The 17799-nt window shown below is 50.6% G+C and carries 15 protein-coding genes (1 of these 15 cut by a window edge); 3 read left to right on the plus strand and 12 right to left on the minus strand.

Going from position 1 to position 17799, the window contains the following annotated elements; translation table 11 throughout:
* Nucleotides 1-20: 20 nt before the first annotated feature.
* A complete protein-coding gene (locus AB1656_22900; GenBank protein MEW6238249.1) occupies nt 21-1001 on the minus strand; it encodes a sugar phosphate isomerase/epimerase in 981 nt (326 codons plus the stop codon).
* A gap of 277 nt (nt 1002-1278) precedes the next feature.
* Nucleotides 1279-2661 carry a hypothetical protein gene (locus AB1656_22905; protein MEW6238250.1) on the minus strand — a complete coding sequence of 461 codons (1383 nt, stop codon included), beginning with the start codon at nt 2659-2661 and terminating at the stop codon, nt 1279-1281.
* 225 nt (nt 2662-2886) lie between these two features.
* Here AB1656_22905 and AB1656_22910 point away from each other — a divergent pair, with 225 nt between their 5' ends.
* On the plus strand, nt 2887-3054 hold the full coding sequence (locus tag AB1656_22910) for a hypothetical protein (GenBank protein MEW6238251.1): 168 nt from the start codon (nt 2887-2889) through the stop codon (nt 3052-3054).
* Nucleotides 3055-3138: 84 nt separating this feature from the next.
* On the opposite strand, the gene AB1656_22915 is transcribed toward AB1656_22910, so the two are convergent.
* From AB1656_22915 to AB1656_22960, 10 genes are all read right to left on the minus strand, one after another.
* Nucleotides 3139-3786 (minus strand): prepilin-type N-terminal cleavage/methylation domain-containing protein, encoded by a 648-nt coding sequence (locus AB1656_22915; protein MEW6238252.1) that lies wholly within the window; start codon nt 3784-3786, stop codon nt 3139-3141.
* Nucleotides 3787-3937: 151 nt separating this feature from the next.
* Nucleotides 3938-4675, minus strand: coding sequence for a flavodoxin family protein (locus AB1656_22920; protein ID MEW6238253.1), 738 nt, complete (start codon nt 4673-4675; stop codon nt 3938-3940).
* A 124-nt stretch (nt 4676-4799) separates the two neighbouring features.
* A complete protein-coding gene (locus tag AB1656_22925; protein ID MEW6238254.1) occupies nt 4800-6296 on the minus strand; it encodes a sulfatase-like hydrolase/transferase in 1497 nt (498 codons plus the stop codon).
* Between the two features lie 102 nt (nt 6297-6398).
* Complete coding sequence (locus AB1656_22930) at nt 6399-7223, minus strand: site-specific DNA-methyltransferase (GenBank protein ID MEW6238255.1); 825 nt, start codon at nt 7221-7223, stop codon at nt 6399-6401.
* A gap of 58 nt (nt 7224-7281) precedes the next feature.
* The gene (locus AB1656_22935; protein ID MEW6238256.1) at nt 7282-7668 is read right to left on the minus strand and encodes a four helix bundle protein; all 387 of its coding nucleotides are present in this window, start codon (nt 7666-7668) and stop codon (nt 7282-7284) included.
* Nucleotides 7669-7683: 15 nt separating this feature from the next.
* A complete protein-coding gene (locus tag AB1656_22940) occupies nt 7684-8406 on the minus strand; it encodes a DUF1349 domain-containing protein (protein MEW6238257.1) in 723 nt (240 codons plus the stop codon).
* Between the two features lie 61 nt (nt 8407-8467).
* Nucleotides 8468-9232, minus strand: coding sequence for a 4Fe-4S binding protein (locus AB1656_22945; protein ID MEW6238258.1), 765 nt, complete (start codon nt 9230-9232; stop codon nt 8468-8470).
* A 135-nt stretch (nt 9233-9367) separates the two neighbouring features.
* The gene (locus AB1656_22950; protein ID MEW6238259.1) at nt 9368-10315 is read right to left on the minus strand and encodes a class I SAM-dependent methyltransferase; all 948 of its coding nucleotides are present in this window, start codon (nt 10313-10315) and stop codon (nt 9368-9370) included.
* Nucleotides 10316-10356: 41 nt separating this feature from the next.
* Entirely contained in the window at nt 10357-13341 is a 2985-nt protein-coding gene (locus AB1656_22955) for a hypothetical protein (protein MEW6238260.1), read from the minus strand.
* 493 nt (nt 13342-13834) lie between these two features.
* Nucleotides 13835-14695, minus strand: coding sequence for a hypothetical protein (locus AB1656_22960; protein ID MEW6238261.1), 861 nt, complete (start codon nt 14693-14695; stop codon nt 13835-13837).
* A 502-nt stretch (nt 14696-15197) separates the two neighbouring features.
* Between AB1656_22960 and AB1656_22965 the strand changes: the two genes are divergently transcribed.
* Nucleotides 15198-16562, plus strand: coding sequence for a hypothetical protein (locus AB1656_22965; protein MEW6238262.1), 1365 nt, complete (start codon nt 15198-15200; stop codon nt 16560-16562).
* A gap of 315 nt (nt 16563-16877) precedes the next feature.
* On the plus strand, nt 16878-17799 hold the 5' portion of the coding sequence (locus AB1656_22970) for an RtcB family protein (protein ID MEW6238263.1). Its footprint extends 332 nt past the window's final position; 922 of the gene's 1254 nt are visible here — the first part of the coding sequence; its start codon is at nt 16878-16880; its stop codon lies beyond the right edge, outside the window.

Raw genomic sequence — 17799 nt, forward strand, 5'->3', positions numbered from 1 at the left:
ATTCAATGAGTTGCCGATCCTCAAATCTTTTCCATTTGGCCAAGAACGAAATCCCGGCTGCGGGCGATGTCTTCCAGCGGTAGATGTTCGACAACGAGCGGAATTTTGCGATTCAACGAAGCTAAAAGGCGAAGATAGAGCGGATAGTCGAGAACGCCTTGTCCTGCGGCGGGAAGATCGGTTCCTGCGGCGGAGGCTTTCACGTCTTTGGCATGAGCGATGGCGATGCGGCTTCCCAAACGCTTAAACATCTCTTCAAGCATCGGCTGCATCTTCGGCAGGTCTTCCTTGCGGAAATAGTTACAAGGATCCATGACAAGCTGGAGCGAAGGCGAATCGATGTCGCGGAAAAGCCGATCCGCACGATCGATCGAGTCGATCACGTTTTGCCAATAAGGCTCGATCGTAAGTACGGCGCCGGTTTTCTCGGCGGCGCGCGCCAGCCGTTCCAGGACGCGGCGGCAGTCGGCGTACGCTTCTTCCGTACTATTCTCCGGCGAGATCAGCCATTCGGACTGCGCATTGAGCGTTCCGGTTTCCGTCGAAATCACTTGACAGCCCAAACGCTTCCAATTCGCGAAGAAGAACTCCATGCGTTGCTCACCTTGCTTGCGGACGGAGGGATTGGGCGAGACGATATTGTAATAACCGTATACGCCAGCAATTTGGATCTCCTGCTTTTCGAAAGCGGCGATGATCTTCTTGGCCGTTTCCCAATCGGGATTGGACATATCGAAGCGCGCGTCGGCAAAAGCGTAGTCCGTGACAACGTTAGAAAATCCGTCCGCCTTGATGCGCTTGACGGCTTCTTGCAGCGGCAGACTTCCATAAACATTGGACATAATCCCCAATTGAAGATTTTTCTTGGCTTTCGTTGTGGCATCGTCATTGGCGGCTAATGACAGGCGATTCAAAAAAGGCAAACTCGCTAGCGCAAGTCCCGCCGACTTGAGCCAACCGCGCCGAGGATGTCTATTATTTGACGATACTGCGTCTTTCATGGCTTTTCCTTTCTTTGTTTGCAAACATTAATTCTCAGAGCGCTTCAAATTTGCATAGATGCCTAACCGTTGAGGATTGGATCCCTCGCCCTCTTGCAAAGAACGAGAGGAAGGACTTGCGTAACATGATTTCAATTAATCGATGTTATAAACCATCCGTCATTTCCCGTCTATCCAGGATGATGGAAAGCTCATCGCGCTTGTCCGTCAAAAACACGAAAAAGGACGCAACGAATTCGCTGCGCCCTCATTTTCCGCGCTAAATTTGCAGGTATTTTTATTGAATCATCCAATCGGAAACGTCTTCCGGTAGATGTTTGGAAGTGATTTTCAATCGGACCACCCGCGTGAAGCCGTCTTCCGTGGCGAAAATGATTAAGAAGGAATCGCTGTTGGAATCCCATTTCACGTCATGCCAGTTGGCGTTGTTGGAAATCGGCGAATCGGTAGCGATTAGTTTATAAAGATCGTCCGGGCGTCCAGGAAGGATTTTCCCATCCGGTCCCAATAGCGTAAAGACCATGCCCTGAAAACTGCCTTCGCGCGCGTTGTGGGAGATAATAATGACGCCGCTGTTGAGATCGGCCGCCAGCCGCGGATGCCGAAGATTGAACGGATTGCTCGCGGAGGAATCCAAAAAGGGAATCTGCGGCTGCGATTCGGTGAATACGTAGTCCGGCGCTGGACCAATATTGAAATAGAAGATATCCCCGCCATCCGGTCCGTTATTATAATCCAACACGCCAATGAATTCGCCCGTAAAAGGATTCTCGATGGCGGAGGGGTGTCCTGCGTTAAAATTCTTGCGCAGTTGCGATACGATTTGCTGGTTGCCTTGCTGCAACTTGCCGTCGGCGCCGGGCGTAGTTTGGATAATCGTCGCCGTGATCCGATTGAGCGAGGTGGAAGGATCGATATTGGTGATGAAGAGGAAAACGTCGTTGTTTTCCAAATAATAAGCGTCGGGATCGTCTTCGTCTCTTGTAGGCTCCAGCGTATCGAGACGAGTGTTTTCCTGAGTGAGCAGGTTGCCTTCTTTATCGTAAAGCAAACCGATGACGCCTTCGCTTTCGCTCGCTGGAGTGTATTCCGAGACGTACAATAAATTGCCGTTTTTCGAACTGGCGGCCACAGCGGTATCCTGATAATCGGTTGCGGTTTCCGCATCCCAAGACCAGGCTTTGAAAACAGGCTGGCCCGCCGCTTGGCTATGCGCATTAACAATAGCCATGAGAGGAACGCGCTTCCCGCTCGTCGAATACCCGTCCGCTGCGACGGCGACAAAATACTTATTATTGACGGGATTGTACGTAACGGAAAGTTTCTGCAAATTTCCCTTTGGATTCCCGACGATGATGAAAGGATCGCCTATCCGTTGCAGGGTGATGGGATTGTAATAGAAACCCACCACAGCTTGCACAGCTTGTTCGCCGGTGATGGGATCAATATCGATAGCAACGGTATCGATAGTGACGAATAGGACTTCCGGTTCTTTGGTGTTGATCGCTATGCCGGCTTCGTTGGTGTTGGACTCTTCGAAGAGAACGATGGGATCGCCGATCTCGAACGTTGGTTCGATTTGCGCCGAGACGGCGCCGCAGAGGACGAATCCCACAACGAGTAATCCAAAAGTTTTTTTCCAAACATCTCGCTTCATCATGCAACCTCCTTTAAGGATTGTTTTTCATCCCATAGGGATGATGAAAAAACATACCAATCGAATGTTACAACGATGTTATTCTAAAATAAAAAATCGATGAACAATAGGAAAAAATACAAAAAATCCATTTTACCTCCAAACGATAGGATTATATAACTCATGTTACGGGCGATGGGAAATTAAAGGAATCTCTTTTTATCGTCGTTTGAATCACGAAAACGCGAAATGAAAAAGAAAAACACGAAAAAAAGAGAATCCATTCGTTCACCCGCCGTTGAAACGGCTATTGTCGCTTGCCCCTTTAAAGGGGCATTTAAAACATCCCAGCCTTTCAAGGCTGGGATGAGAAACTTCGTGGAATTCAAGCCTTTTTGCGATTCAAAAGAGCAATAATCCTTAAAACCCAACGTCTTTTCGAACGATTTTTCGATGGTATGAAAGTACTGGCTGCGTAACATGAGTTATTTAAAAATCGACTCAATCCCAATAATCCTGCTGAATTTCGAAATACCCCCAGTTTCCGGATTGGGGTTGCTCCCGCAGTTTCTTCGAACGCCAGACATCGCCATCGGAATTAAGTCCGTTAGAGGCTCGATAGGGAATGGCCTTGAGATTAGTAAACCAATCGCCGTAATCCCCGTCGGGACCCGCGGCGAACATTATGTAGTGAGTGCCTTGAAGACTGTTGGAACAGCCGCGATCGCAGTAACCGTAAAACATTCGCTTGGCGAAAGGGTCTTGGGGAATGCTGGAGATATAGGAAATCGGCGTCGTTAACAAAGCCCAGATTTGCCCGTTAAAGTGCACGGCGGCAAGGCCAATGACCTTTACTCCCGCTTCTGTTGGAGTTTTACCCCAGAAATTTGCCCCTCCGGGTAAAGTACATTTATCTTTAGGTTCCATAGCCGAGTCATCGCCATCGATCAGCCACAAACCGGAATCCATTTGCCGAATGGCGACCTGATTGTCCAACATGCGCAAATCGGATTTCGTACGGGCGATCTTGGCGCGGATTTGCGCGTTTAAGAAATTGGGGACGGCGATCGCCGCTAAGATTCCGATAATGGCGACTACGATGAGCAACTCGATTAGGGTAAAACCCCTACCGCTGCGATATCCATTCATGCCGCGCGCCATTCTCCTTTTCTATTCAGGGGATTCAATAATCTCCGCCGTTTGCCCATTCTCTCACGACAGTCGGCATTACGCAACGGCTTATTCCATTCAACAATTCTTCGCATCGTTAAGGAGCCGCTTCAAGCCTACCAATATTCGTTCAATCTTGCCGAGCCAATATCGCATCCACTCTTTGATTGACGCGGACGATATACTGATCGACGAAATCCGGCATGGGAAGCAGCGGCGCTTCCAGGCTGGCGATGGTTTGCGGCGAAAGCCTCGAACGGCGCACGAATTCTTGTCCGGCTTGCCGCAAGAGCGTTTTGTAATTCTCCACAAAAGGCTTCAATTCGGGAATCGGCGCTGTGAGCAAACCGCCGCCGCCCCGGTAGATTTCGGCGGAGAGTTCGCATTGCAAGTTCCTGGCCATTCGCGCGAACAAGAGCCTCAGAACTTGGAAATGGCTCTGTTCGGGGAAGCCGCAATTCGAGATGACGGCGATTTTCGAGGGATTTTCATGTTTTTTTATATGACGGCATTCGCCATGCTCGTCTTTTTCCATGTGCGGATCGCCGGTCGCAATCAGCCTATCGATAAACATCTTCATGATTCCCGTAACGTTATCGACATAGACGGGCGTGGCGAAAACGACAATATCGGAGGCGTAATAATGCTCATTCAGCAACTCTTCCATATCGTCGTCATGGGCGCATTCGCCAGGCGTCTCCATCCAACAAGCATAGCAGCCGTTGCATGGCTTGATCTCTTTGCGAACCAGGAAAATGTTTTCCGCTTCCGCCCCGGCTTCCTTGCAACCTTCTAAAAACTCGGAAACCATAACATGAGTATTGCCTTTTTCCGCCCGTGGACTGCCGTTGAACGCCGTGATTCGCATAGTTGTTGAAACGCCTTTCCGATGTTTTTCAATTCGTCAATATTCATGCGGAAGGAAATCCGCAATCTATGTAAGCAAATCTTATGCGGATGAACAGCATAAGACGATTCCCGCACATAATAATTTAACGGGCATAACCGCGCGCGCAATCGGCGCGGCAGATTTGTTCCGTTTCTTCCGGATCGCGGCCGATTTCCTTTATCAATAAGCGATGCATCTCATCCATCTGTTTTTGCCTGCCGGGTTGGGCGGCGAGGTTGTGGAATTCCTTGGGATCCGCTTGGAGATCGTACAATTCGCGTTCGGGACCTCGGTTCTCGTCCATGCGGCAGTGATAGACGTATTTGCAATTCCCCTGGCGCAGCATAGTAAAGCCGGAAGCGATGTTGTGGGCGTAGTATTCGCTGACGGCGCAATCCTTCCATTTCGTCTGAGGATTGTCCATCCACGGCGCCAATGAATTTCCATTCCAATCTTCCGGAACTTCCGCGCCGCCGATATCGGCGATGGTCTGCACGGCGTCCACGAGCGAACAGACGCCTGCGCGCCGTTGGCCTCCCCGCCAGCGCTCCGGCCAACGGACAACGAGAGGAACGCGGGCGGCGGCTTGGTACATGCAGTTTTTCCACCAGAGGCCGTGATCGCCTTTGTTTTCGCCATGATCGGCGGTATAGACGACGAGAGTGTTTTGCGCCAACCCCGAATGCTCCAAGGCGGTAAGCAGCTGTCCCAATTGATCGTCGAACCAATTGACGAAGCCCCAATAGAGTTCTCTTCCCATCTTCACCTGCTGCGGCGTCGCGTCGACTACGCCGAATCCCATGCGCAGATGTTTGTAATTCAGAGGCAGATTGTCGAGATGGCCTGCGGGGATGTCGGGCATAGCGATTTTTTCCGCGTAACGGCTAGCGTATTTCTCGGGGACGATAAGGGGAAAATGAGGCGAGAGATATCCGGCAAGCAGAAAAAAAGGCTTGTCGTCTTTCCGGCGCCGAGAGAGAAATTCCACGCAGTTTTGAGTGACTAACAAATCATGATTTATAACGTTGGACGAATCGCCGACGCGGAAGTCGGAAGAGCGATTTTTCCAACTTTCATGATTGACGCTCTCATCATCAGATTGGCGGCGTCCGCCGCGGCCGGTCTTTTGGCTTTGGTTAGTTGAGGCGGGATACAATTCTGTAAAGCCATAGCGGCGGGTGGGATCGTAGTGCATTTTTCCCGCGAGGAAAGATTCGCAGCCCGCCGCGTTCATGATTCGGGGCAAGGAAGGATAATCGTCCGCAGGCAGCCAACAGTCGTTATTCCAAGCGCCGACGCGGCTGCTATATTTTCCCGATGTGAAACTAAGACGGGAAGGAACGCAAAGAGGAGAATTGGTATAACAACTATCGAAAACCACGCCGCTCTGGGCCAGCCGGTCGAGGTTGGGCGTTTGCGCGATGGGATCGCCGTAGCAGCCGGAAACGGCGGGATCGTGTTCGTCCGACATAATAACAAGCACGTTCGGCCTACTTTTGGCGCTGGCGGTAACGATATGGGGAAATGCCATAGCCGCCGCCCCCGCCGCCAACGATCCAACGAATTCTCTACGCTTTATCGTTCGCGCTTCCATTGTCATGGCTTTGTCTCCTCTTATGCCGATTAACAAATTGGTATGCAAGAATTCTATAACAGGATGAGGCGCGCCGTTAAATCCATCAATAATTACATTTAAAAATCGCTAGTCTAAATCCGCAAATAAAGGCGCATCTTCATCGCAAGCAAGGCGGTACACATCCCGCTCCAAGCGTTCAGTGGCGAATTTATAATATTCCTCGACGATTTCGAAGCCGATATATCTTCTCTTATATAATTTGCTTACTACGGCGACCTGGCCGGAACCCAGGAATGGATCCAATACGGCATCCCCTTCTTCGCTTGTATAAGCGAGTATTTTTTCGATCAATTCCGCAGGCAATTTAGTGGGCGTTTTTTTGTCGCCATGCCAGTATTCGCGCTTGATGAGCCATACGTCTTCCAAATCGAGATAGCGAAGGCTGCCGCCGTTTTCCGAGCGCTCTTGCGCTTGATAGCGGGCGCTGTTGAAGAACTTTCTTTTTGCATCGTCTTTGCATAAAAAAAGACAATGATAGTGCGATGTGACGAAGCGGCGTTTGCATACCACGCCAAACTGATATTTCCAGATAATGTGATTGACAGTAATAAAACCCGACTCGTCCGCCGCGATGAGGATGTCTTTCAGGTTGTTCCATCCGGAAAAGACGAATGCGCTTCCCGTTTCCGCCAAGACGCGATGCGCCTTTTTCATCCAGGAGCGCGTAAAATCGAGATAGTCGCCAGCGGCGACTTCATTATAGCCAGTCAAAACTCTGGACTGCGTGCGATTGTAGTTCGAGCGGTGCGCCTTGAAGTCGATGGCGAAGGGTGGATCGGTAACGATAAGATCAATGCTGTTTTCGTCAAGCTTATCCATGCCTTCCAAGCAATCCATATAGTATATGCGATTGATTTCGAGTTTTATGTTAAGTTGTTCATCCGTTTTCATCCGGCAATCCTTCAAACATCGATTGGAATATTTTATTTCATCATGAATCGGCAATAAATTACGATGGCGTTTTCTTTTCTTTTTCGCGAAGAGATCGAATAAACTTGGACAGCAAGTTGTTCACTTCTTGCGTTTGATCCCATATCTCGACGGCCTCATCGCGCTCCGTAAAATTGAGACGGCCCGCTATGGCCAGGAGCGTTTCCAGTTCCGCCAAGGCTCCTTGGGCGAGAGAAAGGCGCTGGAGAAATTCGCCGCGCTGCGCGCTGGCCCAACCTTTGGCGATTTGGGAAGGAATGGATACGACCGTCCGTTTGATCTGCAGCGCGAGATTGTATTTCTCTTCCGGCGGCAGGAGATGGGCGAGCCGGTAAGCCGCTATGGCCAGGTCCATGGATTTTTTCCAGATTTCCAAATCGCGGTAGGTTTTCGCTTCCATCGACATGTTCCTTTCCGCTCCTCAATCGAGACTCGGCGCGCAGAATTCCGAAGAAATTTTAAAATCGGCGAAGCGCGCCCAGCGGTTGGCGTTGGGCTGGCCGCTTTGCGTAAAGACGCCGATGCGCGGCGAGGGCTGCATCGTGAAATCGGCGCCGCCGACTTGAGTCACGGCGCCGTCGCTTCCCCAACAAACCGCCGATGCGCCCTTAACGGCGAAATTGAATCCAACCCAGGTTGGATTGGGCGGACTGGGGATTTTGTTGACGACGCGGGGATTGGCTGCCGCTTCGGCGACGAGAACAATCCAGGTTTGGCCGTCGACGAATTCCTTCATTAGTTTGATATAGTTGTCGTCGTCATGATAGAGGATCAACCCCGCCTGTTCGTACTGCGCTTCATGATTGGCTTCCACGCAAACGGAGACCGATTTCGCTTGCGGCGGCAGCGGGCGCACAAGGATGTTTTTGGCGTCTTTGCCTTCGCCCATGAGACCGCCCGGTTCCAGGAGAATGAGAAGACCCTGGTCGATCTTATGCGCAGCCGGATTTTCCCGCACCCAGGTCCAGGGCGCGGCGGGCGATGCGAGAAAAGCGTCCTCAACAATCGCCTTTGGATCTTTTGGGCTCATATCGGCTTGATCCTCGTTGGACGAGCAGCCGGCGAGAATGCAAAAAACGAACGCTAGGCTCAACAAGAAAACGATGGCGGGCAGTTTTGGTTTTCTGAGGGATTCTATCGTCATGATGTTTCTCCATTTTTTCTTTTCAAAATAGTCCTACAAGCCTTGTAAATATAATATCCATTCAATTCGATTTCCAGAACGAATAACGAATAACATGCGCGGGACAAGCATTGGCGCAGTTTCCGCATAGAATGCATTCGGAATTCCTCATGAATCCTTGTTTGACCATAGCCGATACATCAAGGCTCATGGGACAGCGATCGTCGCAGAGCTGGCAATCCACGCATCGATCCCTTTCGGCTTGAAGGCGAAGCGAAGGCCATTTCATCCAATCACTAATTATCCTGCCCGCTATCATCAAAGGCGCCAGCCAGCATATATAATGGCAAAACGCCCATTTGCCGAAGAGCCAGGCCGTAGGGACGACGATCATAACCACGCCGAATAACATCATGAAATTTTGCATCGGCGTGGAAATGTCCATTCCCCACAGAAGATCGATTCGATGGAATCCTTGCGCGCGAATTAATACGTAAATCATCACGCCGATCCATAGAGAAGAAATCGCATATTTGATCTTATACCATCGAACTCCACGAGATTTTTTGGTTATCGCTAAACTGCACAATTCCTGCAATCCAGCGCCTGGGCATATCCATCCGCAAAAAGCTCGTCCCAATAGAACGGAGGAAAGAAACAACAAGACAAAGGTAATAAAACATCCCGCCATTACGCCTTGCGAACATGCCAGGACAACAAGAACCGGCGAAAAGAAAAGATGGAAAATTTTAAAAACATGAAAGAGAATAAAAGTAATAAAAAGCAGCGATTTTCTCACGCTTTGCCGATGCGTATAAAAAGATAGAGAGACATTGGCAAGATTCATTGTTCTTTCTTCGGGCGAGTATGTCTCATCTCATCGATTTATACATTTTGACCGATTGAATGCTGCGCGCTTTTCTCTTCCAAGACGCCTCGGCGTTTCAGAGACATTGGCGGAGCTTGCTTTGCTCGACCTACGCTACGATTTTCTTAGCCATAGGCTTCCACCTGTGTTTTTAAGGCATAACGGCATGTGGCGTTCGAACCACTCCGGGCATTTCTTTTCCATGTGCGTATTGAACAGAACGATATCGAAGCGGGAGTTATAGGAAAGAAACGCCCGCAGCGCATAGGCTTCATTATAGGATCGTCCCCAACGAAACCACTCCACCGGATATTGGAAATTGTAAAAAATATCATGGAAATGGCAGTAGACGCCGGGAGGAAGCATCGGCAGGATGCGGAAAAGAATATGATGGAGATCGCTGCCCGCCTTCATAATATGCGAACTATCCACGAACAGGATGTCGCCCGCCTCCAGAGCGCCGAAGACGCCGAGATCGACGTCTTGAACCGGCCGGGCGACGATCTTGACTTCCGAATGGCGCCGGTCGGATTCTTTCAGCAACGACTCCAGCCTTTCGGGATACGGTTCGATGAACGTCAAATGGGTTTTCCCTTCCAGGCAGAGATCGTTTACGTCCAGCATCAGGGCGGAAGAAAAACCGGAGCCGATTTCGACGATTCGCTTGGGGCGAAGCCAGCGCAACATGCAATACAAAAAAACGCCGTCCGAGTAAGAATAGAAACTATTGGCGAAATAATAGCGCCGTCCTTCCGCAGGGAACTCGGGAAGCGGCATGGAGGCGTAATACTCGCGGAAGGATTCCAGCAACGCCATCTGTCCTTCCTCGTTAAGATTTAGGGCTTCATCAGGCGGTTCGAGACCGGAAGGAAAAACCGCTTCCCGTCTGATCCGCAACTCCTCGCGGGAGGGGATGGGCGAATAGTAATGGCCTAATGGAACGTCTTGGGGATTTTTCCAAAAAGCGGCGAGATGGCGTAGAAATCTCTTGCCCCTGGATGCGAGAAGCCAGGCCCGGCGGACGCCGGGCGTTTTCAAGACGATGTTTCTGATGCTCCCCATATAGATTGATTCTCCTTTTTCGGCGAGAGGCTCGCCGTATTCTATTCCTGAGAGACGGAATAATTCAGCCAGCCGCTGTCGAGGCTGTCGCGCGAGCCATCGAAGGCGAATTTGACGACGCGGAATTGATAAGTCTTTCCATGCTGCGGACCGTTGGCGTAAGCGGCGGCGGCGGAGAAATCCTGATTCTGCGTCCACCAGAAATAGGTGATGCTTCCGCTATTGGTTTGGCCGATGAAAGCAAATTGCTCCTGGCCAGCTTCGCGCGTCATGATGCGATAGTCCTGAACGGAAGCGGCATCGGCGCCGAAATTCCAGGCGATTTGAATGGCGCGCCAATCGGAAGGATCGGCGTCAACCCCGGTTTTACCCGTTGGCGCAAGATTGTTTCCGCCCAAGATATCGTCGTAAACGGCGATCTCTTTCAGACCAAGATTCGGCATGGCCGGACGCGAGAGAACAACCGGCGATCCGCCGTCCAGGTTGAGTCCCACGTATCCCGCCTGGTCGAGGAAATCGTCCGGCGTCAGTTTGTCGTCCAGCCGGATGACGCGGAAAGCGTATGCGGCGTTAAAATCCGGCCCGTTTTTGAAAGGATCCGCGAGTCCCGCCGTTCCTTTCGTCCAGACGAATCGGTCTACGCTTCCACCGCTGACTCTGGCCAGAAATTTCGGGCCGCCAAAACCTTTGCGTACATAGATGTCCCAGCTGGTGGCGGATTCGCTCCCCGCCTTCCAGGCGACCGTCAACGACGCCTCGCCGGATGGATCGTAATCCGTGCTTCCCGTCAGATCGATGGCGTCGTCGGGACCGTCAAAGACTTGAACGCTCTTGGCGGAAGCAGATGTCGGCGATGAAACCGGCGTCGAAACTAAAGGCGTCCGCGTCGGAGTAAGAGTAGGCGATGGCGTTGGCGCCGCCGTATAGGTTTTCGTTGGCGTCGGCGAGGGAACGGGAGTAGAAGTAAATGTTATCGTCGGCGTATAGGACGGCGTTGGCGTGAAAGAGGGAGTTGGCGTCGCCGTATTGGCGATATTGCCAATGGGGAAATTTAAAACCAGCGAATTGTTCGAAGGATTTTCATCGCCGTCCAAGGTGAATTTCCATTCCAAGGTATGGAAGCCCGTCACGTTCGAATTCCAGGCGCTTGTGCGCCAGGACTGGCTCCAACCTGGATCCAAACCAGCGATTCCCGTCCGGCTGGAGTACAATTTCCCATCTACATAAACTTCATAGCCAAAGGAAGAGAAGGCGATTCCGCCTACGTTCTTCACTTTGGAACGGAAGCGGATGGATTGGCCGGGAGCAGGATTATCGATCGCCATATCGTCGTCGTAGGAACCTCCTCCGTCATCGATAACTAAGAACAATTCCACAGCCTGCAAATCATAGTCGTAATAGATGGGAACCGGCGTAGGAGATTGCAGGGGAACGGTTGGATTCGGCGAGAATGTTGGAGTGAACGTAGGAGCATTGAATGGAAGTCCATCGGCATAATCGACGGTCAAGATATAATCTTTTTTGGTCTTATATTGCGAGTCGGGTGGATTTCTTACAACAATCTTATAGATGCCCGCTTGCGCCGGAGTGAAGGAAAGGCTGGGAAATTCGGCCTCCTGGCTCTGCGCGACGAATTGATCGGAAAGATAGACGGCAATCATGCAATTTCCATTATAGGAAATTCCCCCATCGTTAAATCGATACCCTTCGAAATTCATAGAGCCAATAGAGATTGCGGCGTCGATTCGCCTTCCCGCATCGGCGGACGCGACCTGGAAAGCATACCAATCCTGCGTATCCAAATATGATTCCACGCCGTCCTGATTCTCTGGATCGGAGTCGGAAAGAGCGCCTAAAACCGGTTGTCCGATCTGGATGGATGCGGCGGGATCGTTGAGGCCGTTAGGTTCGATCTCGCATATGGCGCCATTTTCCAAAGGCGACCAGGCCTTATGTTCCGACAGCGCATCATCCAAGAGAACCTGGGCGCTGGAAGGATTGAATATGCCGTAGTAATGGGCGATGAAAGCTTTGATCGGCGGCGGAATATCGGGAAAAAGCGAAGTGGAAGGAATAAAATCATACGTCATATACGAATTGATAAAACCCCGGCTCCAACGGGTTTGGGCGAAATCTTCGCCGCCGATCATTGTGGAAGGAACGGCGGGCGGCGGATTGCCCACTTGAGGCCATGCCAACCAATCGACGAGAAAATCGCTCGCCGCTCCATGCCGAGAATCGTATAAAGATTCAAAGGGATGATGCAGCCCCAATAAATGCCCCACTTCGTGAAGCATGGTGCGATCTACGGGATATTTGTAATCGCCGTTGGCGTCGCGGAAATCTTCGACGGAATAGACGTAAACATATGGACTTCCGGCAGGATTTTTATATAGGGCTTTGGGAGCGCCGTTATCAAGCAAATAGCGGAGAGCCATAAAATCAGGATAAGTGCTGCGGAATTGGCAAATGGGATTATCGCCATACCATGCTCCGAATAGCGTAGCGACGCCCGTTCCGCTGCCGAGATTGCTGCTGACCGTCGCTTGGATCAAGATATGATAATCGGCGCCGGTTGTCTCTACGAATTCAAGCCCGACGCGCTTCAAGGCGTTATTGTACAAAGCGACGCAATGGCGGAATTCGTCCTCGAATTGGCTCTGCTGCGATGCGGAATAATATCCATCTTGAGCGAAGCGCGAGAAATCGAGTTTATAGCGGCATTCCATCAATCCATCCCCGTCGGAATCCGTCCGATTCTTGTCAACGTAGTAATAGCGATCCGGCCAATCCGCGACGTCGGCGGGCTGAGCGCTTTTATCCCTTATCCAGAAATCTTCCGGGACGATATGCGGATTGACGATCGGCTTTTGGCCTAGGCGGATTCTCTTTTCCTGTTCGCGGAGATAATCGCATGTGGCGCAACGGAAATCCGGGGGAAGAATCAGGGTTTTCACTGTCGCGGAAGCGGCGCCGGAGGAAAGTAAAACGACGAAAAAAACGATGCCCGACAGATATAAAGCCATGATTTTTTCCTTTGCTTAGAATCGGGAGAAAATAAAATCTCATGTTATGCAGCTAGTACCCTCGCGCCATCGGAAAAATCGTTCAAGAGAGGCGTTGAGGTCTTCACGTTTACGTCTCTTTCGAATCGCGAAAACGCGAAAAGAATTGAATTCAGCGAAATTTCTTCTCCCAGCCTTGAAAGGCTGGGCTATTGCCAGATGCCCCTTTAAAGGGGCAAACGACAATAGCCTGCCGTTTCAACGGCGGGTGTAGGTATGGATTTCTTTTTTCGCGTTTTTCTTTTCCCTTTCGCTTCTTCGTAATTCAAAAGTAATTTTGGATCGTCATATTAACTTTTCATCGCGCGCAACTTGAGTTACTCATTTCCCGCTATTTTATATAAGGTTCCTGCGAGAGACAAATAGATTTCGCTATTCTTATTTTAGGGAGGGTTTTGGCTTCCCGCCAAGCGCGGCTGTCATCGATTCATATAGGAATGAATTTCGAAGCGCTCTATCCTTTGCGATTGGGATAGACCATGCGTTTGGATTCGCTTTTTTTCTTATCTTTTCGGGGAGGCGCTGGCGCAGACGGAAGTTCATTAGAGGCGAGAGTTTCGTATTGGACGCCGAGCTCGTTTTGAGCCGTTTTGAGACGCAGATGTTCCAGACGCAGAAATTTGAGATGGCGGCAGGAGGTTTCGAGCGATTGGATTTCCTTCTCCAATAAAGATCGCAGTTCTTCGGTCGTTTGGGGCATGGCGCCGAGAACGAAAGGATCCAGGACCTTAATATCCACCGACTCTAAAAGATACCGGATTTTTTGAATCGCTTCAGCGTCTTGCAAGAGAATGGCGATTTCCGAAAGGCGATGGCTTTGGTGGACGATCTGTTCCGCGAGTAATTCCTGTTGGCAGGTCAATAGGACATCCCAACAGCTCATGAGCCGAATGCGGCATTCCAGTGAGGAATTGATATCGGGACGAAGCTTATTCAAGGCTTCTCGTATCGACTTCGAGCAATTCGACCATTCATCGGTTAGTACGGAAAGACATTTTTCCAAAAATTGATCGGGATGAATATTTTCCTTTCCCATCCAAGTGCGTAGCAGAATCTCCAATTTTTGCGCCCGTTGAATTTTATTCGATACGGTATTGAGATGAAAACGCAATTGACTGGCTTGCATCATCGACACTTTAACGCGTCGGCGGATATCCTCTCCCATTTCTTCATCGAAATCATCGATTTTTTCCGTTTTTTGCAGCTCCTCCAGACAGAGGTCTCCCGAATATTGAATCGCACGATAAATCATATGGGCATCGCCGCTCAAGAACAATCCACTAATATTTTCCGGAAAAGCGTTTTCCCAATCCATGGATCATCGTCCTCATTCGTACAGGAATCCTATCCAACTTTCCATCATACATCTTGATCGACGGTGTTGATGGAACGCATTTTAGTTTATTATATATACGTTCGTTGGATAACGATCGAAACTTTATAGAGTCAATAAAAATTCCGTCTTTTGTTCCGTCAAGATGGATTTTTTTCTTTATTTTTAAACCAAATATTCGAATTTCCCGGCAAACAAGACATAAGGCTTTTGTTTTATTATACTTAAAAAAATAAATTAAAAAATGCCAATTCATTCGGCGTCTCTATAAATAAAAGGATCGATGGTTTATATTTATTTGCTAATACAATTGGCTTCAATAAGGCGGATAATTAAGGAAAGGAGGCGTAAGTTCCCGATTCAAAGCGGGAACAAAGATAATTCCGAAACGAATAGACGTCGTTTCGGCGGCATGATTCCGGCGATGGAGAGGTTTAGCGCCATAGAAAATGATCGAATAACTATTAGGAGGAGGTTTATGGAGATGAAGAAAGCGTTTTGGAGTATAACGTTAGTTTCGTTATTATTGGCGGGTGGCTATGGCCAGGTTTTCGGAGCAGAAATTTATACGCATTGGAATTTAGGCCCCGATTGGGTAACGGGCGACGGCGTTTACGCGATCGTCGACGAATCCGCGACCAACAAGGTGATGATCTCCGCCGCGTTGGATAATACGGATCCCAAGCACGCCTGGATCAACAAGGACTTCGGGACGGACTATACCGTTCGTTGCGACGTGAGCATGGAATCCTGGCAAGAGGGACATGACTTAAGCCGCGCGGGCATCGCGGCCATGATCCAGCCGGACGGCGTCGGCGGCGGATCGGCCACGGAAGATCGCGGCGTCTGCCTCTTGATTCACCAAGACGCCAATAGGGTTCAGTTCCTCAACGACATGGAAGCCTGGCAAGATCCCCCCACGGTATTCGCCTGGAAACTGAAAACCTGGTATACCTTCGAGATGACGGTGTCAGGAACCAAAGTTTCCGGCAAAATCACGGAGAAGGCCAAGCCAACCAATACCATCGATATTCCGGCGTGGGAGAATTACAACGGCGCCGCCAAACGCGTCGGCGGCTTCGTGGGAATCACCGCCAGTACGCTGGGCGGCCTAATCGCCATGTACGATAACTTCCAGGTTCTCGTCAACGGCGAAGTGAAATTCTCCGACGATTTCCAAACGCCGGGCGATCCCATGCCGGCCGCAAGCGGATTGAGCGATAGCTGGGTCATCGGCGAAGCGGGCATGTATCTCGTCAAGAACGGCGTTTTATATGGCGTCGCCACCAGCAACGTCGATCCTAAGCATGCCTGGTTCAACCAGGAACTGGAAAAAGGCGGACGCATCATGGGTTATTGCAAGATGCTCTCCTGGGAAGCTCACGATCATAGCCGTTCGGGCTTAGGCATTCACATTCAGCCTCATGGAGCGGGCACAGGCCGTCAACCGAGCGAAACCACGCCCGGCGAAGATCGCGGCCTTAATCTTCTGTTCCATGACAACGTGAATCGCGTCCAGTTCTTGAACGACATGAGAGCCTGGGGACCGGCCATAACCTTCGCTTGGAAAGTAGATACTTGGTATCTCTTCGACTTGCAATCGGACGGCAATCAGGTTTCCGGTTCGATTACGAACGTAGCGAAACCCTCCGATTCCGTGATTCTCGCTCCTTGGACTTACGATAAGGATCAGCCGCGAGTCAACGGGTATGCGGGCCTTACCGCCAGCACCCGCCGCGGCCAGATTTGCGCGTGGGACAATATCGTCATCTTCGACGCTTCCGGCGCCAAGGTCTTTTCCGACGATTTCCAAGGCGGCACGGGTATTGGTGAGTGGTCGCTGTATTAATCGTTTTTCTTGCCAATTATGAACGGGCGGCGGGCTTTTCGACCCGCCGCCTTTTTTCATGCCTTTTTTTCGATTGCGGCCGTCCTCTTTTTCTTATCGACTATAATTGTCTATATGGGCGGTTAAACCAACCTGCATTGAGATTGTTGGTTTTAAATTCCTCTCCCAAGATGGGGAGAGGTTAGGTGAGGGTTGATATTATTAGATTTATCATTCCCTCACCCTAACCCTCTCCCAGAGGGCGAGGGAATTTTAAGACACATTCTTAATAAGACTTGGTATTAGATAAAATGACAAAGGCGTATTTTTGAAATTATGACAAGATCGAAGCGGAAAAAAGATAACAAATCCGGAGATAGAACGAATTTATCCTCTTCTGCGCGAGAGTCGTTTGAAGAGCGGGAAACGCCCGCTTTGTACCGGCGTTGGGGCGACAACCTGGATCCGGAATCCATCGAACAAATGGAGCGCGCCTGCCGTCTGCCCATTTCTCTCGCCGGGGCATTAATGCCCGATGCGCATGTTGGCTATGGATTGCCCATCGGCGGAGTTTTGGCTGCGCGCAACGCCGTCATACCTTACGCCGTGGGAGTGGATATCGCATGCCGCATGAAGATGACGGTTCTCGATCTTCCGCCGCAAGCGTTGGAGAAAGAGCAACGGCGTCTCATCGAGGTATTGGAGAGAGAAACCCGTTTCGGCATCGGCGCCGAATTCAAGTCGAAACGTCAGCATAACGTTATGGATCGCGATTGGAATATTTCCAAAACCGTCCGCGAGATAAAAGATAAGGCCTGGGCGCAGCTGGGAACCAGCGGCAGCGGCAACCATTTCGTGGAATACGGCTTGCTTGAAATCGAAAAGGAGGGGCTGGCGCTGCCGCCGGGCGCTTATCTCGCATTGCTAAGCCACAGCGGCAGCCGGGGCGCAGGGAACCAAATCGCCAGCCATTACAGCCGCCTGGCCAGAGACTTGCATCCCGAATTGCCCAAAGAACTGGTTCATCTCGCCTGGCTCGATCTTGACGGCGAAGCGGGGATGGAATACTGGCGGGCGATGGAACTGATGGGCGAATACGCCGCCGCCAACCACGCCTTGATCCATCGCCATATCGCAGCGAGTCTGGGCGTTCCGGTTCTGCTCGATATCGAAAACCACCACAATTTCGCCTGGAAAGAGATGTGGAATGGAGAGCAAGTCATCGTTCATCGCAAAGGCGCTACGCCCGCACATCAGG

The sequence above is a fragment of the Candidatus Omnitrophota bacterium genome (assembly GCA_040755155.1).
In the GTDB taxonomy this organism is placed as follows: Bacteria; Hinthialibacterota; Hinthialibacteria; order Hinthialibacterales; family Hinthialibacteraceae; genus JBFMBP01.